Source organism: Actinomadura luzonensis, assembly GCF_022664455.2.
Classification (GTDB): Bacteria; Actinomycetota; Actinomycetes; order Streptosporangiales; family Streptosporangiaceae; genus Nonomuraea; species Nonomuraea luzonensis.
Genome location: NZ_JAKRKC020000002.1, coordinates 2,148,716 through 2,166,309, shown reverse-complemented (window position 1 = coordinate 2,166,309; position 17,594 = coordinate 2,148,716). Strand labels below are relative to the sequence as shown.

The 17,594-nt window shown below is 71.3% G+C and carries 14 protein-coding genes; 6 read left to right on the top strand and 8 right to left on the bottom strand.

Features of this window, described 5'->3' with window-relative positions; translation table 11 throughout:
* Both MF672_RS40485 and MF672_RS40480 read left to right on the top strand, forming a co-directional pair.
* Complete coding sequence (locus MF672_RS40485) at nucleotides 1–1,359, top strand: GlnX family signal transduction membrane protein (RefSeq protein WP_242380608.1); 1,359 nt, start codon at nucleotides 1–3, stop codon at nucleotides 1,357–1,359.
* Nucleotides 1,356–2,165: a transporter substrate-binding domain-containing protein gene (locus MF672_RS40480; protein WP_242380565.1), complete on the top strand. Its 810-nt coding sequence runs from the start codon at nucleotides 1,356–1,358 to the stop codon at nucleotides 2,163–2,165. Before MF672_RS40485 ends, MF672_RS40480 begins: the two co-directional genes overlap by 4 nt.
* 82 nt (nucleotides 2,166–2,247) lie before the next feature.
* Here the strand turns inward: MF672_RS40480 and rpoD are convergent, their stop codons facing one another.
* Together rpoD and dnaG are read right to left on the bottom strand one after the other, a co-directional pair.
* Nucleotides 2,248–3,351, bottom strand: coding sequence for an RNA polymerase sigma factor RpoD (gene rpoD / locus MF672_RS40475; protein WP_241563834.1), 1,104 nt, complete (start codon nucleotides 3,349–3,351; stop codon nucleotides 2,248–2,250).
* A gap of 361 nt (nucleotides 3,352–3,712) precedes the next feature.
* A complete protein-coding gene (dnaG, locus tag MF672_RS40470) occupies nucleotides 3,713–5,554 on the bottom strand; it encodes a DNA primase (RefSeq protein WP_242380561.1) in 1,842 nt (613 codons plus the stop codon).
* Nucleotides 5,555–5,711: 157 nt separating this feature from the next.
* Here dnaG and MF672_RS40465 point away from each other — a divergent pair, with 157 nt between their 5' ends.
* Nucleotides 5,712–6,632 carry a M23 family metallopeptidase gene (locus MF672_RS40465; RefSeq protein WP_247815771.1) on the top strand — a complete coding sequence of 307 codons (921 nt, stop codon included), beginning with the start codon at nucleotides 5,712–5,714 and terminating at the stop codon, nucleotides 6,630–6,632.
* Here MF672_RS40465 and MF672_RS40460 read toward each other — a convergent pair.
* Both MF672_RS40460 and MF672_RS40455 read right to left on the bottom strand, forming a co-directional pair.
* Entirely contained in the window at nucleotides 6,610–7,767 is a 1,158-nt protein-coding gene (locus MF672_RS40460) for an NAD(P)/FAD-dependent oxidoreductase (protein WP_242380557.1), read from the bottom strand. The two genes, MF672_RS40465 and MF672_RS40460, sit on opposite strands and share 23 nt — an antisense overlap.
* A 77-nt stretch (nucleotides 7,768–7,844) precedes the next feature.
* Nucleotides 7,845–9,095: a deoxyguanosinetriphosphate triphosphohydrolase gene (locus MF672_RS40455; RefSeq protein WP_242380555.1), complete on the bottom strand. Its 1,251-nt coding sequence runs from the start codon at nucleotides 9,093–9,095 to the stop codon at nucleotides 7,845–7,847.
* Nucleotides 9,096–9,175: 80 nt separating this feature from the next.
* On the opposite strand from MF672_RS40455, the gene MF672_RS40450 reads away from it, so the two are divergent.
* Nucleotides 9,176–10,702: a M48 family metallopeptidase gene (locus tag MF672_RS40450; protein WP_242380553.1), complete on the top strand. Its 1,527-nt coding sequence runs from the start codon at nucleotides 9,176–9,178 to the stop codon at nucleotides 10,700–10,702.
* 9 nt (nucleotides 10,703–10,711) lie between these two features.
* On the opposite strand, the gene MF672_RS40445 is transcribed toward MF672_RS40450, so the two are convergent.
* Nucleotides 10,712–10,870, bottom strand: coding sequence for a hypothetical protein (locus MF672_RS40445; RefSeq protein WP_242380551.1), 159 nt, complete (start codon nucleotides 10,868–10,870; stop codon nucleotides 10,712–10,714).
* 133 nt (nucleotides 10,871–11,003) lie between these two features.
* Nucleotides 11,004–13,640 carry a pyruvate, phosphate dikinase gene (gene ppdK, locus MF672_RS40440; RefSeq protein ID WP_242380549.1) on the bottom strand — a complete coding sequence of 879 codons (2,637 nt, stop codon included), beginning with the start codon at nucleotides 13,638–13,640 and terminating at the stop codon, nucleotides 11,004–11,006.
* A gap of 232 nt (nucleotides 13,641–13,872) precedes the next feature.
* On the opposite strand from ppdK, the gene MF672_RS40435 reads away from it, so the two are divergent.
* Nucleotides 13,873–15,366 carry a cytochrome b gene (locus MF672_RS40435; protein WP_247815668.1) on the top strand — a complete coding sequence of 498 codons (1,494 nt, stop codon included), beginning with the start codon at nucleotides 13,873–13,875 and terminating at the stop codon, nucleotides 15,364–15,366.
* On the opposite strand, the gene MF672_RS40430 is transcribed toward MF672_RS40435, so the two are convergent.
* Nucleotides 15,356–16,741 (bottom strand): glycine--tRNA ligase, encoded by a 1,386-nt coding sequence (locus MF672_RS40430; protein ID WP_242382977.1) that lies wholly within the window; start codon nucleotides 16,739–16,741, stop codon nucleotides 15,356–15,358. The two genes, MF672_RS40435 and MF672_RS40430, sit on opposite strands and share 11 nt — an antisense overlap.
* Nucleotides 16,742–16,847: 106 nt before the next feature.
* A complete protein-coding gene (locus tag MF672_RS40425) occupies nucleotides 16,848–17,126 on the bottom strand; it encodes an antibiotic biosynthesis monooxygenase family protein (protein ID WP_308210620.1) in 279 nt (92 codons plus the stop codon).
* 67 nt (nucleotides 17,127–17,193) lie between these two features.
* Between MF672_RS40425 and MF672_RS40420 the strand changes: the two genes are divergently transcribed.
* A complete protein-coding gene (locus MF672_RS40420; RefSeq protein ID WP_242382981.1) occupies nucleotides 17,194–17,544 on the top strand; it encodes a DUF6703 family protein in 351 nt (116 codons plus the stop codon).
* The last annotated feature ends 50 nt before the right edge of the window (nucleotides 17,545–17,594 follow it).

Sequence of the window (17,594 nt, the reverse complement as noted above, 5' to 3'; positions counted from 1 at the left end):
ATGGTCCAGGCCCCGCCCGCGGCGGCGCCGCCCCGGAGGCGGCGCACCGTGCCCGGCCGGATCCGGGTGATCACCGGCGTCACCGTCGCCGCGCTGGCGCTGCTGTTCACGGCGCTGGCGGTGGGCAGCGCCACCGCCCGCGACGGGCTGCGGGTCATCGGCCGCGACGCCGGGCCGCAGGTCGTCGCGACCGCCGGGCTCTACCTGGCGCTCAGCGACATGGACGCCCAGGTCGCCAACGCGCTGGTGATGGGCGACGGCTACCCCGCCCAGCGCCGCGACGCCCTCGCCCAGTACGAGCGCCGCCGCTCGGAGGCCAACCAGGCGCTGCTGAAGGCGTTCCAGCTCTCCGGCGACGACCCGGCCGAGCGGCGGACCGTGCAGTCGGTGCTGGACGGCCTCGGCCGCTACGAGCGGCTGGCCGGCCAGGCGCTGCTGCTCGACGAGCGGGCCAGGCACGCGCCGGGCCCGCCGCCGGCTGAGGTCGTGGCGACCTACCGGCAGGCCACCGATCTGATGCGGCTGGTGCTGTTGCCGCAGGCGTACAACCTGACGCTGGAGAACGGCACCATCGTGCGCCGCACCTACGACGACAAGACGCTCATGCTGCCGCTGCTGCGGGCCGCCGTGGCGGTGGCCGGGCTGCTCGCGCTGGGCTGCCTGCTGTGGCTGCAGGTCTTCCTGGCCCGGCGCTTCCGCCGGGTGTTCGGCCCGGCGCTGCTGGTGGCCACCGTGACGACGGCGGTGGCGCTGGTGTTCGGGGTGAGCGTGCTGGGGCAGGACCAGGACGCGCTGCGGGAGGCCAAGAAGACCGGGTTCGACTCGGTGCTGACGCTGGCCAGGACGCGCGCGGTCAGCAACAGCATGCAGGGCGACCAGAGCCGCTACCTGCTGGACAAGGAGCGCGCCGACACCTACGAGCACACGTTCCTGGACAAGTCGCAGACGGTCTTCTACGTCGCGGCCGGCAACCTGGAGACCTACCAGGCGAAGGTGGCCCAGGGCGACCAGCGGATCCTCGGCCTGCTGGGGCCGGAGCTGATCGGGCCGCGCGGCCAGGACGTCATCCACGCCTACCAGCGTTTCCAGGCCGCCGACACCGCCTTCCGCTCGCTCGCGCTGAGCGGCCGCGCCAACGAGGCGGTGGCCGAGCGGCTGACGGCGGCGACGCAGGCGTTCGACGCCTACGACCGGTCGGTGGTGGCCCTCGCCGGCCAGCACGAGGACGCCTTCGAGCGGGCCATCGGGCGCGGCGAGAACGTCCTCGACAACCTGTGGCGGCTGCTGCCGTTCGGCATCGGCGGGATCGGCCTGCTGGTGCTCGCCGGCGTGTGGCCACGACTCAAGGAGTACCGGTGAAGCGGGTGCTGGCGGTGACGGCGGCCCTGGTGGCCGCGCTGGCGGCCGGAGGCTGCGCGAGCGGCGGCGCGGAGTCGATCGCCGACAAGGACGACCTCGTCATCGCGGTCCGGCCGGACCTGCCCTCGGTCGGCTTCCGCAAGCCGGACGGGACGTTCGAGGGCTTCGACGTGGACGTCGCGAGCTACATCGCGCGCAAGCTCGGCAAGAGGTGGACCTTCATGCCGGTGCTGGCGGCCGACCGGGAGAAGGTGCTGCTCGACGGGCGGGCCGACATGGTGCTGGCGACGTACACGATCGACCAGGACCGCAAGGCCAAGGTGTTGTTCGCGGGGCCGTACCACATCTCCTACCAGGACATCCTGATGCGGCCGGACGAGACGTTCAAGAACGTGCGCGACCTCAAGGGGCACCGCATCTGCGCGGTCAAGGGCTCGAACGCGGCCCAGCGGGTGACCGACGAGCGCAAGGTGGCGGCGCAGCTCGTGCCGTTCGCCGACTACAAGGCGTGCCTCGGCGCGCTGAAGAGCCGGCAGGTGGACGCGGTCACCACCAACGACGTCATCCTGGCGGGCCTGGCCAAGCAGGACGGCTCGGGGCTGCGGCTGGCCAACGCCCAGTTCAACGAGCAGCGCACCGGGGTCGGGCTGCGCAAGGACGACGTGCCGGGGTGCGAGGAGGTCAACCGGGCGATCACCGACATGTACCAGGACGGGACGGCGGCGAAGCTGCTGCACAAGTGGTTCGGCACATCGGGGCTGAACCTGACCACGATCGCGGTCCCGCAGTTCGAGGGCTGCTCCTGAACGCCGAGCGGGCCGGGGCGGCGAACCCGCGCCCCGGCCCGCTCACGGCCGTGCGTCCGTCCTCAGGGCGTCTGGGACGCCCTCAGTCGAGGTAGTCGCGCAACATCTGCGCCCGCGTCGGGTGGCGGAGCTTGGCGAGGGTCTTCGACTCGATCTGGCGGATGCGCTCCCGCGTGACCCCGAACTCCCTGCCCACCTCCTCCAGCGTGCGCGGGTGCCCGTCGGCCAGGCCGAAGCGGAGCTGGATGATGCGCTGCTCGCGGTCCGACAGCGTCGCCAGGATGTCGTCGAGCTGGTCCTGCAGCATGATGAAGGCCGCGGCCTCCATGGGCACGACGGCGTCGGCGTCCTCGATGAAGTCACCGAGGTCGGAGTCCTCCTCGCCGATCGGCGACTGCAGCGACACGGGCTCCTGGGCGATGCGCTGGATCTCCACCACGCGGTCGACGGGGAGGTCCATCTCCTTGGCGATCTCCTCGGGGATGGGCTCCCTGCCGAGGTCCTGGTGGAGCTGGCGCTGGACCCGGACGAGCTTGTTGATGGTCTCCACCATGTGGACCGGGATGCGGATCGTCCGCGCCTGGTCGGCGATCGCCCGGGTGATCGCCTGACGGATCCACCAGGTCGCGTAGGTGGAGAACTTGTAGCCCTTGGTGTAGTCGAACTTCTCGACGGCCCGGATGAGGCCGAGGTTGCCCTCCTGGATCAGGTCCAGGAACAGCATGCCGCGGCCGACGTACCGTTTGGCGATCGACACCACGAGCCTGAGGTTGGCTTCGATGAGCCGCTGTTTGGCCCGCGTCCCCTGCCAGACGAGCTCCCTGAACTCAGGGAAGGCCAGACGCGAGACCCCGTTGGCCAGCTTGTCCTCGGCGAACAGGCCGGCCTCGATCGACTTGGCGAGCTCCACCTCCTCCTCGGCGGTCAGCAGCGGCACCCGGCCGATCTCCCGGAGGTAGATACGGACCAGATCGCTGGTCGGCGCCCGCTTGCCTACGTCTTCCTCATCGGCGCGGGTGGATTCCTCGTCGCCCTGGGGCTCGAGGACCTCCACGCCGTTCTCGGCGAGCATCCGCACGACGCGCTCCAGCGCGTCGGACGGCAGCTCGGATCGGTCAAGCGCGGCTGCGACGTCATCGACGGTTACGCTCCCGCGCTCCCTTCCCTTCGCGACGAGGTCCGCCACTTGAAGATCTACCGATGGCGGTCCACTTGGCAGCACCGATGCACCCACGGGAGACAGTCTGCAGTATTGGTTCCATCAAATGGCAGACCCATTTTTGTCACCGAAGGTAAGGCTCCGGCCCTTACCGAATTGAGATCGGAATAAGGTTTAGCCGCAGTTTGATCAGGAAAGGTAAAGTCAATTACGCGATCATCATTCTCGCGCCCGGCGGGACCGCGCGGCCGGACGCAACTCTTTCGCTGCCCGAGGCCCGTTGTCCTCCTGCTTTGTCCCATCGTGGAACGCGCCAAGTTCCCTGGTCAACCACCCGGGTTTGACGCTTGAAGTCGCGGCCGAACCGTTATCGACCGGACCCGGGAGATCAGCTTCCGGCGGCCCGGTCGCGCAGCACCCGGCGCTGCTGCTCCAGCGCCACCAGCTCGCCGAAGAGCCGGTTGTACTCCTGCTGCTCCTCCACCGGGTTGAGCCGCTGGATGCGCGACTTGACCTGCGCGATGGCCCGGTCGACCGCGATGGCCTCCAGGGCGGCCAGCATCGCGGCCGCGTAGCGCTCCTCGGCGTGCGCGTCGGCCTGGATCGGCTCCACCGCGAACCGGGTCACCAGCGCCCGCAGGCCCTCCTCGTGGGCGTGCTCCAGCAGCCGGTCGACCCACTCGCGGCCGCCGTGACCGGCCGCCGCCACCCCGCCCGCGGCCGTCACGACCTGGTGCAGCGCCACGTGGTCGGCCGCGGTGAACGCCTGCGCGTCGAGCGCGTCGAACCGCGGCCCGAGCAGCGCGGGACGCTGCACGGCCAGCTTGAGCAGCTCGGCCTCCACCCGCACGCCCGGATCGACCGGCGCCGCCCGCGGGGCCCGCTGCGGGCGGCCCTGCTGCGCCCCGGCGACCGCCGAGATGCGCTCCATGACGAACCGCTCGTCCATGAAGCCGAGCCACCGGTCGAGGTCGATCGCGTACCGCTTGCGCAGCCCGGCGTCCTTGATGCCGGCCACGATCGGCGCGGCGGCGTCGAGAGCCGCGATCTTGCCCTCGTTGCTGCGCAGGTCGAAGCGGGAGATCGTGCTCCTGATCGCGAACTGGAACAGCGGCTCACGGCTGGCGACGAGGTCGCGCACCGCCGCGTCGCCCTGCTTGACCCGCAGGTCGCACGGGTCGAGCCCGTCGGGCTGGATCGCGACGTAGGTCTGCGTCACGAACTTCTGCTCGTCGGCGAAGGCCCGCAGCGCCGCCTTCTGCCCGGCGGCGTCGCCGTCGAAGGTGAAGATCACCTCGCCCCTGAACTCGGCCTGGTCGAGCAGGAAGCGCCGCAGGATCTTGATGTGCTCCTCGCCGAAGGACGTGCCGCAGGTGGCCACCGCCGTCGGCACCCCCGCCAGATGGCAGGCCATCACGTCGGTGTAGCCCTCGACGATCACCGCCTGCGAGCGCTTGGAGATCTCCCGTTTGGCGAGGTCGATGCCATAAAGCACCTGGCTCTTCTTGTAAAGCGGCGTGTCAGGCGTATTCAGATATTTCGGCCCGTCATCGGAATCAAGCAACTTCCGTGCGCCGAAACCGATCACATCGCCCGTCGCGTCCCTGATCGGCCAGATCAGCCGCCCCCGGAACCGGTCGATCGGCCCCCGCCGCCCCTCCTTGGCCAGCCCGCCCTTGACCAGCTCCTCCGCCGAGAACCCGCGGCCCAGCAGGTGACGGGTCAGCGCCTCCCATTCGTTGGGCGCGTAACCCACCCCGAACGCCTCGGCGTCGGCCCGCTCGAACCCCCGCTCCGACAGGAACCGCCGCCCGGCCGCCGCGTCGGGCGCGAACAGCTTGCCCGCGTAGAACTCCGCCGCCGCCCGGTGCGCCTCGATCAGCCGGGCCCGCTCGCCGTGGTCGCGCCGCGGGACGTAGCCGCCCTGCTCGTACTGGAGCTGGACGCCGGCCCGCTGCGCCAGCCGCTCGACCGACTCGCTGAACGACAGGTGCTCGATCTTCTCGACGAACGTGATGACGTCGCCGCCCTCCCCGCAGCCGAAGCAGAAGTACATGCCGCGCTCGGGCGTGACGTTGAAGGACGGGCTCTTCTCGTCGTGGAAGGGGCACAGGCCCTTCAGGTTGCCGCCACCGGCGTTGCGCAACTGGATGTGCTCGCCGATGACCTCGGCGATGGGAGAGCGTTCGCGCACGAGGGCGATGTCGACGTCACGGATCCGGCCAGCCACGCCGGTGAGTCTATGCCGCCCCGGAGACGTTCCCCGCACCTGCCGACAGAATGGGCTCACCCCGGCGGGGCGATCACCGCAAAGCGGCTCGGCGGGGGTCCCCGGTCGGCTACAAAGGTAAAGGTTGTTCGTGGAAACGGTGACACGGGTGGAGATCATGCGATCGGGGCATCTCGGACGATGGGCGGCCGTCGCGGGCGCCGTGCTGGTGACCGGGCTGCTGACGGGCGCCTGCTCCCAGGCGACGGGGCTGGCGGGCGTCAGCGCCGGGTCGCCCTCCACCGCGCCGCCCTCCGGCGCGCCCTCGGGCCCGGCCACCGCGACGGCCGCCTCCACCGCCCCAGGCCCCACGCCGTCGGTCCAGCACCAGGCCGCCGCCGAGCAGCCGCCGCAGGGCGAGGAGCCGGTCCTGGTGCCGCCGCCGAAGCTGTCGAAGTACACCTACACCTTCCCGGTGAAGGGGTGTAAGACCAGCTACCAGCGCAAGCTGCTGGTGCTGCCCAAGACGACGATCTGGGCCGGGCAGGGGTGCGCGTTCGTGGCGCCGGTCGACGGCGTCGTGGACGAGGTCAACGTCCAGAACAGGTGGAGCCCGTCCACGGACGAGGGCTCGGCCCGGGAGGGCCGGTTCGTCACGATCGTCGGCGACGACGGCGTGCGCTACCTGGGCGGCCACCTCGACTCGGTGGCCGCCGACGTCAAGCCGGGCCTGCGGGTGAAGGCGGGTCACGTGCTCGGGCGGGTGGGCCGCACGGGCAACGCCCGCGACGCCGGCCCCAACCTGTACTTCGCGATCTCCTGGAAGACCGGGCCGGCCTACTGGTGGGTGCGGCGCGGCATGGTGGAGCCGTGGGACTACCTCGACGCGTGGGCGAAGGGCAACCGCACGCTGTCGCCGCGCGAGGAGACGCTGAAGCTGCGGGCCAAGCTGGGCGAGACGCCGCCGTGCGCCGTGCAGTGCGGCGCCGCGCGGCAGCCGACGCCGACGCCGAGCAAGACGCCCCGGCCCACGCCGCGCAAGACCGCCAAGGTGGAGATCCCGGACAAGAACACGCTCAACCCGACGACAGTTCCTTAGGGTCGACGGGGGCGCGGGAGCGGATGAGCTCCTGGATGCCGTCCGCGACGTCCCACACGTTGACGTTCATGCCGGCGACGACCCTGCCGTCGCGCAGCCAGTAGGCGACGAACTCCAGGGCGTCCACGTCGCCGCGGTAGACGATCTCGTCGTAGCCCTCGATGTCGCCGGAGAACTCCATGCCGAGGTCGTACTGGTCGGTGTAGCAGTAGGGGACGAGGTCGTGGACGACCTCGTGGCCGAGCATGGCGCGGGCGGCGGCGGGGCCGCCGTGCAGGGCGTTGGCCCAGTGTTCGAGGCGCAGGTGGCGGCCGTACAGGGGGTGGTAGGACTCGGCCACGTCGCCGGCGGCGTACACGTCGGGGTGCGAGGTGCGGAGGCTCGCGTCGGTGCGCACGCCGAGGCCGACCTCCAGCCCGGCCTCGCGGGCCAGCTCGGCCTCCGGCACCGCGCCGATGCCGGCCACGACGAGGTCGGCAGTGAGCCGCTCGCCCGAGCTGAGGCGCACGCCGGTGTCGGTCACCTCGGCGGCGGCGATGCCGAAGCGCAGGTCCACCCCGTTGCGGGCGTGCAGGCGGGCGAACAGGCCGCCCATCTCGGGGCCGAGCACCCGGTTGAGCGCGGTGGGCTCGGGCTCGACGACGGTCACCGCGCAGCCGGCGGCGCGGGCCGCGGCGGCCGTCTCCAGGCCGATCCAGGAGGCGCCGATCACCAGGACGCTCCCCACCTCCGCCAGGCGCCGCCTGATGGCCTCGCAGTCGTCCAGGGTGCGCAGGTAGGCGGCGGGGCCGGGCAGGCGGCGGGGGGCGGCGCCGGTGGCGAGCAGAAGCTTGTCGTAGGGCTGGCGCGAGCCGTTGCCGAGCCGGACCACGTGGTGCTCGGGCTCGACGCGGGTCACCCGCATGCCGAGGCGGAGGTCCACGCCGTGCTCGGCGTACCAGCCGGGGGCGTGCACGTAGACGGCCTCGCGCTCGCTCCTGCCCGTCAGGTAGTCCTTGGACAGGGGCGGCCGTTCGTAGGGCCGTTCGTGCTCCGCGCCGAACAACACGATCTCGCCGTCGAAGCCCTCTTCGCGCAGTGTCTGCGCGGCCTTGGCCCCGGCCAGCCCGCCGCCGACGATCACATATGTGGCCATGCGCGCAGTATCCGCCCGGGGCGGGGATCGGAAAAGCGACTTGGCTCAGGTGGCGGCCCCCGCGGCGCCGGGCGGCCTCACCTGGTGAGGCGCCGGTGCCAGGCGACCGCCGAGGTGTCGGTGAGCGAGGCGATCTGGTCGATGACCACCCGGACGCGGGCCGCGTCGTCGGCCGCCTCCAGGAACGCGGGCCGGAAGGCGGGCTCCAGCGTGCCGGGCGCGCCGAGCGTGATCAGCGAGGCCAGCTCGGTGATGAGGTCGCGCTGGCGGGCCTGGTTGGCGTGGTGGTCCTCGGTGGTCATCACGTAGTGGGCGGTGACGCCCTTCAGCAGCGCGCACTCCAGCCGGGTGGCGTGCGGGACGACCAGGTCGGCGCGGTGGCGCGCCTGGTGCTCCCGCCCGGCCCCGGAGGAGGCCGTGACGGCCTGCGCGGTGGCGGCCTGGGCCGAGCGGCAGAACCGGCCGATGAGGCCGCTGGTGAGCGCCTTGAGGCCGGCCAGGTCGGGCAGGGAGCCGGTGAAGCGGCGCGGCCAGAGCGGGTCGGCGATGAGCCGGGCGAAGACCTCCTCCAGCTCGTTCAGGTCGGCGCCGGGGGTGTACCAGGTGCGGGTGGTCTCGCACACGAGCCTGCGCTCGGCGGGCGACCGCAGCGCCTCGGGGGTGACGTGGCCGGAGTGCAGCGCGTCCTCCAGGTCGTGGACGGAGTAGGCGACGTCGTCGGCCCAGTCCATGATCTGCGCCTCGAAGCTGACCCGGCCCTCGGGGGCGCCCTCCCTGATCCACTTGAAGACCGGCAGGTCGTCGTCGTACACGCCGAACTTGGCGCCCTTGTCGCAGGTCCACGGGTACTTGACGGAGGCGTCGAGCGCGGCCCTGGTGAGGTTGAGCCCGGCGCTGCGGCCGTCCTCGGCGAGCACCTTGGCCTCCAGACGGGTGAGCAGGCGCAGGCTCTGGGCGTTGCCCTCGAAGCCGCCGCAGGGGGCGGCGAGCCGGTTGAGCGCCAGCTCGCCGTTGTGCCCGAACGGCGGGTGGCCGAGGTCGTGGGCCAGGCAGGCGGTCTCCACCAGGTCGGGGTCGACGCCGAGGGAGGCGCCCATCTCGCGGCCGACCTGGGCGCACTCCAGCGAGTGCGTGAGCCGGGTGCGGGGGATGTGCTGGCCGCCGCCGAGGTGCTCGCCGGGGCCGACCACCTGGGTCTTGGCGGCGAGCCTGCGGAGTGCGGCGCTGTGCAAAACGCGGGCGCGGTCGCGTTCGAACGCGGATCGTTCCGGATTGCCGGGAGGTTCCGGAACCCAACGCTCCTGGTCGTGCTCGTCGTAGTACGGCATTGGTTCAGCGATTTTATCCAGTTTCATGTCTCCGCTAGTGTCGAGCCTCGCGAGAACCCCTTCCCCGGGAGTCCTTCCCCATGACCACAGCGTTCCGAGCGGTGCTGGCCTTCTTCTTGCTCGCCGGCTTCTACGTCCTGGTCGGCCTCGTCCTGGCGGCCGCGGTGTTCCTCGACGTCCTGCTCCTCGTCGACTTCCACGCCGGCGCGCTCAAGCTGGCGATCGTGCTCACCCTGGCCGCGGGCGCGCTGGTGCGGGCCCTGTTCATGGTGAGCCGCCGCCAGGGCGGCGAGCAGCCGGGCGTGGCCGTCGGCCGCGAGCACGAGCCCGTGCTCTGGCAGACGGTCGAGGACCTGGCCCGGCGGGTGCGCACCGCGCCGCCGGACGAGATCCGGCTGGTCGCCGAGGTCAACGCCGCGGTGTCGGAGGACACCCGCTGGCTGGGGCTGCGGGCGACGCGGCGGCGCATGTTCATCGGCCTGCCGCTGCTGCAGCAGCTCACGGTGGACGAGCTGCGCGCGGTGCTCGGCCACGAGCTCGGCCACTACAGCGGCGCGCACACGCGGCTGGGCGCGCCGGTCTACCGGGGCCGCGTCTCGCTCATCGCCACCGTCCAGGGCCTCGGCAACCATCCGTTCATCCAGAAGGTGTTCACCTGGTACGCCAAGCTGTACCTGCGGATCTCCCAGGCCGTCTCGCGCCGGCAGGAGCTGGAGGCCGACGAGTTCGCGGTGTCGATCAGCGGGCGGCAGGCCATGGCGGGCGCGCTCACCAAGATCCACGCGACCGCGCTGGGCTGGGACCTGTACGTCAACGCGTACCTGTCGCTGACCGGCGCGGGCGGGGCGCGGCCGGCGACCGTGTTCGACGGCTTCCAGCGCATGATGGGCGACCCGGAGCGGCAAGCGCAGCTCGCCAGGCTGGGGGCCGAGCCGGAGGAGGTCTCGCCGTACGACTCGCACCCGGGCCTCGCCGAGCGGCTGGCCGCCATCGAGCGCCTGCCGGAGCCGCAGCACGTCCCCGACCCGCGCCCGGCGCTCGCCCTGCTGGCCGACCCGAACGTAGCGGTGCAGGCGGTCGAGAACTCCATGTGGACGCCCGAGGCGCTGACCGCGCTGCGGCCGGTGCCGTGGGAGGAGCTGGTGGCGCAGGGCATGTACGCCGGCCGCAACGCCGAGGCCCTGCACGACCTGGCGGTCGCCGGGCAGCGGGTCATGGGGGCCGCGCAGCCGTACCTGGACGCGGCCTTCGAGGCCATCGCGCGGGGGCGGCAGGCCGAGCTGGAGGCGCGGCTGCTGGAGCTGGGCTGGAACCCGTCGGAGACGCTGCTGGCCGGGGTGCTGGGGCAGGCGCTGGAGGCGGTGCTCATCCAGCTCGGCCAGGCCCGCTGGACGCTGTCGTGGTCGGGGCCGGCGCGGCTGCTGTTCGACGACGGCGAGGAGGTGGCGCTGGCGGAGTACGCGGCGCAGGTCGCGGCGAACCCGGCGGCCGTCGCCGGGCTGCGGCGCTGGCTGGGCGATCACGGCATGCGGCACGACTACGTGCCGGTGGAGCAGCCTCCCGCTCCCCAGCCTTCCGCTCCCCAGCTGCCCGCCGCCGCGCCGTGACCGCGCGGCTCAGCCCTGGAGGTTCTCCAGGAACGTGCCGACCCCGTCGCCGAAGGTCAGCAGGGCGTTGGTGCTCACGCTGACCGCGTCCTGGACGGTCTGCGCCGCGCTCTGCGGCTTCTTGGCCGCGTAGACGACGAACCCCAGCACCAGCACGAGGACGATCACTTTCCCCAAGGTCGACTTCGGCACCGCTACCGCCTTCTCGGCTCACGGGCCCCCTGCGCTCAGCGTGCGCCGCCGGCGCGCGCTTGGGAAGGGGGCCGTCCTGAAGCGGACAGGCCCCTTCCCCGCGCGCCGGTCAGCGGGTGTCGGAGTCGGTGTCGCTGAGCGCGGCCCGGCCCGCCTCCAGCCGCGCCACCGGGATCCGGAACGGCGAGCAGGACACGTAGTCGAGCCCCACGTCGTGGCAGAAGTGCACCGAGTCGGGGTCGCCGCCGTGCTCGCCACAGATGCCGATGTGCAGGTCGGGGCGGGTGGCCCGGCCCTCCTCGACGGCGATGCGCACCAGCCGCCCGACGCCCTCCCTGTCCAGGGTCTCGAACGGCGAGACGCCGAAGATCCCGAGGTCGAGGTAGCGGGAGAAGAAGGCGGCCTCGACGTCGTCGCGGGAGAAGCCCCAGGTCATCTGGGTGAGGTCGTTGGTGCCGAAGGAGAAGAACTCGGCGGCCTCGGCGATCTGGCCCGCGGTGAGCGCCGCCCGCGGCACCTCGATCATGGTGCCGATGAGCGCCTCCACGCCGACCTCGGCGAGGATCCTGACGGCCTCCTCGCGTACGGACTCCAGCTCCTGCACGGCCGCGACCAGCGGGATCATGATCTCGGGACGCGCGCCCGGCACCTCCTTGGCGGCCTGGGCGATGGCCCGCACCTGCATCGCGAACAGGCCGGGGATCACCAGGCCGAGGCGCACGCCGCGCAGGCCCAGCATGGGGTTCTGCTCGTGCAGGCGCTTGACGGCGGCCAGCAGCGCGCGGTCCTTGTCGGTGACGTCCTGCGACGTGGCGATCTTGACGGACAGGTCGGTGATGTCGGGCAGGAACTCGTGCAGCGGCGGGTCGATCAGCCGGATCGTGACCGGCGCGCCCTCCATGGCCTGGAAGATGCCGATGAAGTCGGACTTCTGCAGCGGCTCCAGGGCGTCCAGGGCCGCCTGGCGCTCCTCGTCGGTGGCGGCCAGCACCAGGTCCTCCACGAGCTGCCGGCGCTCGCCGAGGAACATGTGCTCGGTGCGGCACAGGCCGATGCCCTGCGCGCCGAAGCGGCGGGCGCGGGCGGCGTCCTCGGGGGTGTCGGCGTTGGCCCGCACGCCGAGACGGCGCTGGGCGTCGGCGTGGCGCATGATCCGGTCCACGGCCCTGACCAGTTCGTCGTCGGGCTCGGCGCCCTCGAAGTACTCGACCACGGCCGAGGCGACGACCGGCACCTCGCCGAGGAACACCTCGCCGGAGGTGCCGTCGATGGAGATCACGTCGCCCTCGTCGACGACGACGCCGCCGGGCGCGGTGAACCGGTGCTCGGCCGTCGAGACGTCCAGCTCCTCGGCCCCGCACACGCACGTCTTGCCCATGCCGCGGGCGACCACGGCCGCGTGCGAGGTCTTGCCGCCGCGGCTGGTGAGGATGCCCTTGGCGGCGATCATGCCGGCCAGGTCGTCGGGGTTGGTCTCGCGGCGGACCAGGATGACCTCCTCGCCCTGCCCGGACAGCTCCACGGCCCGCTCGGAGGAGAAGACGGCCTTGCCGACGGCCGCGCCCGGGGAGGCGTTCATGCCCTTGGCGATCTTCTTCTTCTCGGCGCCGCCGTCGAAGCGGGGGAACATGAGCTGGGCGAGCTGGTCGCCGGTCACGCGGGTGACGGCCTCGTCGAGGGTGATGAGGCCCTGGTCGACGAGCTGGGTGGCGATGCAGAAGGCCGCGGCGGCGGTGCGCTTGCCGACCCGGGTCTGGAGCATCCAGAGCTTGCCGCGCTCGATGGTGAACTCGATGTCGCACAGGTCCTTGTAGTGCGTCTCCAGGGTCTCCATGATGCGCACGAGCTCGTCGAAGGAGGTCTTGTCGAGGCGTTCGAGCTCTTCGAGGGGGATCGTGTTGCGGATGCCGGCGACGACGTCCTCGCCCTGGGCGTTCTGCAGGTAGTCGCCGTAGATGCCCTGGCGGCCGGTGCCGGGGTCGCGGGTGAAGGCGACGCCGGTGCCGGAGTCGTCGCCGTAGTTGCCGAAGACCATGGCCATGACGTTCACGGCGGTGCCGAGGTCGGCCGGGATGCGCTCCTGGCGGCGGTAGAGGATCGCGCGCGGGGCGTTCCAGGAGTCGAAGACCGCGTTGATGGCCAGCCGCATCTGCTCGCGGGGGTCGGTCGGGAAGTCCTTGCCCGTCTGCTCCCGCACGATGCCCTTGTACGTCTCCACCAGCCGCTGCAGCTCGCCCGCGTCCAGGTCGGTGTCGTGCCGGCGGCCCTTGACCGCGTCGAGCGCCTGCTCGAACAGGTCGCCGTCGATGCCGAGCACGGTCTTGCCGAACATCTGGATGAGCCGGCGGTAGGAGTCCCAGGCGAAGCGCTCGTTGCCGCCGGCCTGCTTGGCCAGGCCGTGCACGGACTCGTCGTTGAGCCCGATGTTGAGCACCGTCTCCATCATGCCGGGCATGGAGAACTTCGCGCCGGAGCGGACGCTGACGAGCAGGGGGTCGTCGGCCTGGCCGAGCTTGCGGCCCATGCGCTCCTCGAGCGCCTTGAGGTGCTCGGCCACCTCCTGGTCGAGACCGTCGTGCACGGCGCCTTCCGCCAGGTAGTGGCGGCACGCCTCGGTGGTGATCGTGAATCCGGGGGGAACCGGCAGCCCGAGATTGGTCATCTCCGCGAGGTTCGCGCCTTTACCGCCGAGAAGATCCTTGAGATTCCTGTTGCCCTCGGTGAAGTCGTAAACGTACTTGGCCACCACAGCTCCAATCCAACGCGCCTCTGAGCCGGACTCTACCGGCGAATTTGATGATGAAACTGCACTCCTTGCATAGGTCATCGTTTCTGCAGGTGGAAGCCTCACGAGAGGTCTAATCCAATTATACGGCGACTTAGCCGAAAATTGGATTAGACCAATTGGTATAAACCAATTCTTGTGAAAGCAGCGGAGCGGGTGCAGAATCGGATCACCCCCTCGCCAGGAGGCGCCCATGGCCACTCCTACCAAGCCCAGGCGGCGCGCCACGGCCGTCGCCGGAGCCGCCCGCGCGGCGCGCGGCTCGGCGCTCTACCTCGACGACCGGCTGCCCTTCGCCCGCTGGCTGCGGCCGCAGCTCCGCAAGCTGTTCCCCAGCCACTGGTCGTTCCTGCTGGGCGAGCTGGCGCTCTACTCGTTCGTGTTCCTGCTGCTGACCGGCGCGTTCCTGACGCTGTTCTTCAAGCCCAACCCGGACGTCGCCTTCGCCTCGGTGCGGGAGATCAGTCTGGAGGTGCGCGGCGGCCTGCTGATGCGCCAGCTCCACCACTGGTCGGCCACCGTGTTCGTGTTGTCGATCGTGGCCCACCTGTGCCGGGTCTTCTTCACCGGCGCGTTCAGGAAGCCGCGCGAGCTGACGTGGCTGCTCGGCGTCGTGCTGTTCGTGATGGTGCTGGCCAACAGCTTCATCGGCGTGTCCATGCTGGGCGACCAGCTCGCCTTCAGCGGGCTGCGCGAGGCGCAGGGGCTGCTGCTGTCGGTGCCGCTGATCGGCACGTACCTGTCGGCGTTCGGCTTCGGCGGCGCCTTCCCCGGCGACGCCGTGCCGCGGCTCTTCCTCACCCACGTCATCCTGATCCCGGGCATCCTGCTGGCCGCGGTGCCGCTGCACGCGCTGATCCTCACCTGGCGGCAGAAGCACACCGAGCGCAAGGCCACCGCGACGGCCGAGGACAAGGTGACCGGCGGGCCGTTCTTCCCCTACTTCGCGATCAAGAACGGGGCCACCGCGCTGTTCACCATGGGCGCGATCACGCTGCTGGCCACCCTGGTCAGGGTGAACCCGGTGTGGGAGCACGGGGCGTACACGCCCGGCGCGGCCCCGCCGTCGGCGCAGCCGTTCTGGTACTACGGGGTGCTGGACGGCGCGCTGCGCCTCACCCCGGCCTGGGAGATCCCCGTCGGCGGGTACGTGCTCCAGGTCGGGCTCTGGATCCCGATGGCGGTCCTGACGGCGTTCTTCCTGGTGCTGCTCGCCTACCCGTTCCTGGAGCGGCGGCGCACCGGCGACACCGGGCACCACCAGCTCCTCGACCGGCCCTCGGACGCGCCGGTCCGCACCGGGCTCGGGGTCGCGGTGCTGACCTTCTTCACCGTGCTCTGGGCCGGGACGTGGGTCTCGGCGGCCCCGCCCGCCGTGACCGCCGCACCCGGGCCGGCCGCGCCGCCGCCCGCGCCCGCGGCGCTGCTGACCGTGCCGGCCGGCACCTACCAGGCGGTGATCGTGGGGCTGCGGGTGGCGGTGTTCGTGCTGCCGGTGGTCGCGTTCCTGCTCACCCGGGCGCTCTGCCGCCGGCGCGGCCCGGCGGGCGGCCTGAGGCCGGGGCGCCTGCGGGCTCGGCGACTGCGGCCCCCCGCGGCCCCCGCGGCCGGGAACGGCGAGGGCCGCCCGCCGTGCGGCGAGCGGCCCTGCGTGCGACGTGCGACGTGCGGCGGGATCAGTCGTTGAGGTGCTGGCGCAGGTAGGACTCGACGCCGTCGATCGCGATGCGCTCCTGCGCCATGCTGTCGCGCTCGCGGATCGTCACCGCCTGGTCCTCCAGGGTGTCGAAGTCGACGGTGATGCAGAACGGCGTGCCGATCTCGTCCTGGCGCCGGTAGCGGCGGCCGATCGCGCCCGCGTCGTCGAACTCTACGTTCCACCGGCGGCGGAGCTGCGCGGCGAGGTCGCGCGCCTTCGGCGACAGGTCGGCGTTGCGCGACAGCGGCAGCACCGCGGCCTTGACCGGCGCGAGCCGGTGGTCGAGCCGCATGACCGTGCGCTTCTCCATGACGCCCTTGGCGTTGGGGGCCTCGTCCTCGCTGTAGGCGTCGAGCAGGAACGTCAGCGTGGCGCGGTCGACGCCGGCCGCCGGCTCGATGACGTAGGGGACGTAGCGCTCCCCGGTGTCCTGCTCGAAGAAGCTGAGGTCGACGCCCGACGCCTTGGAGTGGGCGGTCAGGTCGAAGTCGGTGCGGTTGGCGATGCCCTCCAGCTCACCCCACTCCGAGCCGGCGAAGTTGAAGCGGTACTCGATGTCGACCGTGCGCTTGGAGTAGTGGGACAGCTTGTCCTTGGGGTGCTCGTACAGGCGCAGGTTGTCCTTGTTGATGCCGAGGTCGGAGTACCAGCGGTAGCGCTCGTCGATCCAGTACTGGTGCCACTCCTCGTCGGTGCCGGGCTTGACGAAGAACTCCATCTCCATCTGCTCGAACTCGCGGGTGCGGAAGATGAAGTTGCCCGGCGTGATCTCGTTGCGGAAGGACTTGCCGACCTGGCCGATGCCGAACGGGATCTTCTTGCGCGCCGACTGCTGCACGTTGAGGTAGTTGATGAAGATGCCCTGCGCGGTCTCGGGACGCAGCCAGGCCAGGCCCGACTCGTCCTCGACCGGGCCGAGGAAGGTCTTGAGCAGGCCGCTGAACTGGCGGGGCTCGGTGAAGGTGCCCTTGTTGCCGCAGTTGGGGCAGGTGATGTCGGCCAGGCCGCCCTCGGGCGCGTGGCCGTTCTTCTCCTCGTACGCCTCGGTCAGGTGGTCGGCCCGGAAGCGCTTGTGACAGGACAGGCACTCGGTGAGCGGGTCGGTGAAGGTCTCGACGTGGCCGCTGGCCCGCCACACCTCGGGCGCCAGGATGACCGAGGAGTCGAGGCCCACGACGTCCTCGCGGGCCTGGACCATCGACAGCCACCACTGCCGCTTGACGTTGTTCTTCAGCTCGACACCCAGAGGACCGTAGTCCCACGACGCGCGAAGTCCGCCGTAGATCTCGCTCGACGGGTAGACGAGCCCGCGGCGCTTGGCGAGGCTGACGATGGTGTCCATGACGTCGGTGCGTCGTGCCATTTTGGTTGATTCTCTTTCCGGCTGGAGGTCGGCGAGTGTGAAAGTGATGAGATCCCAGCTTAGGGGACGGGCGCGCGGTCTCGCGCGCGAGTAACGCTCTGTGGCGTTACGCCCCGTCCTGCGTGTAGACGTCCTCGTACGCGCTGGGCTCGTTGACCATGAGGATCATCAGTGGATACATCACCATCCTGGCGGCGGACAGCGCCCTGCGGTAGAACCCGGCGCCCTCCCATTCCGTGACCAGGGCCCACAGATTGGGCTCGTCGACCGATCGGGCCAGACGGCCCCGCCGGAAGCCGGGCTGGGCGGCGAACGTGTCGAGGATGGTCTGGCCCTGCTTGGCGAAGTCTTGGGACTGGGACTCTGGAACGGTGTATCGGATCACGGCGAGCACCTGAACAGCCTAGAGGCGCGGCGGCCACAAGGCGTGCCCTCTCCCGTAGGCTCTGCACGTGGCCTCTGACAACAAGCGCCCGCTTCCGCAGGGCGAGCGGTTCTTCACCGAGGGCGCGGGCGGGCTGCGCAAGGCCGTGGAACGGCGGAGCGCGGTGCCGATGGCGTACCTCTTCACGCAGGTGCCGAGGTGGGTGCCGCCGCTGCTGCTGGTGGTGCTGCTGCTGACCGGGCTCGCGGTGGCCAACCCGCTGGGCGGGGCGGCGGCGCTGGTCGTGCTGGTGTTCATCGCCTGGCTGGCGTACCTGTCGTGGCCGTCGCTGCGGCCCGGCGGGAGGGTGCTGCGGGTCGCCATGATCGTGTTCATCGCGCTCCTGGCGGCGACCCGCTTCGGGCTGCTCCCGGGCTGACGGGCGGCCGATCGTAAAGTCGCCGCCTACGGCCGGTCGCTCCGCCGCTC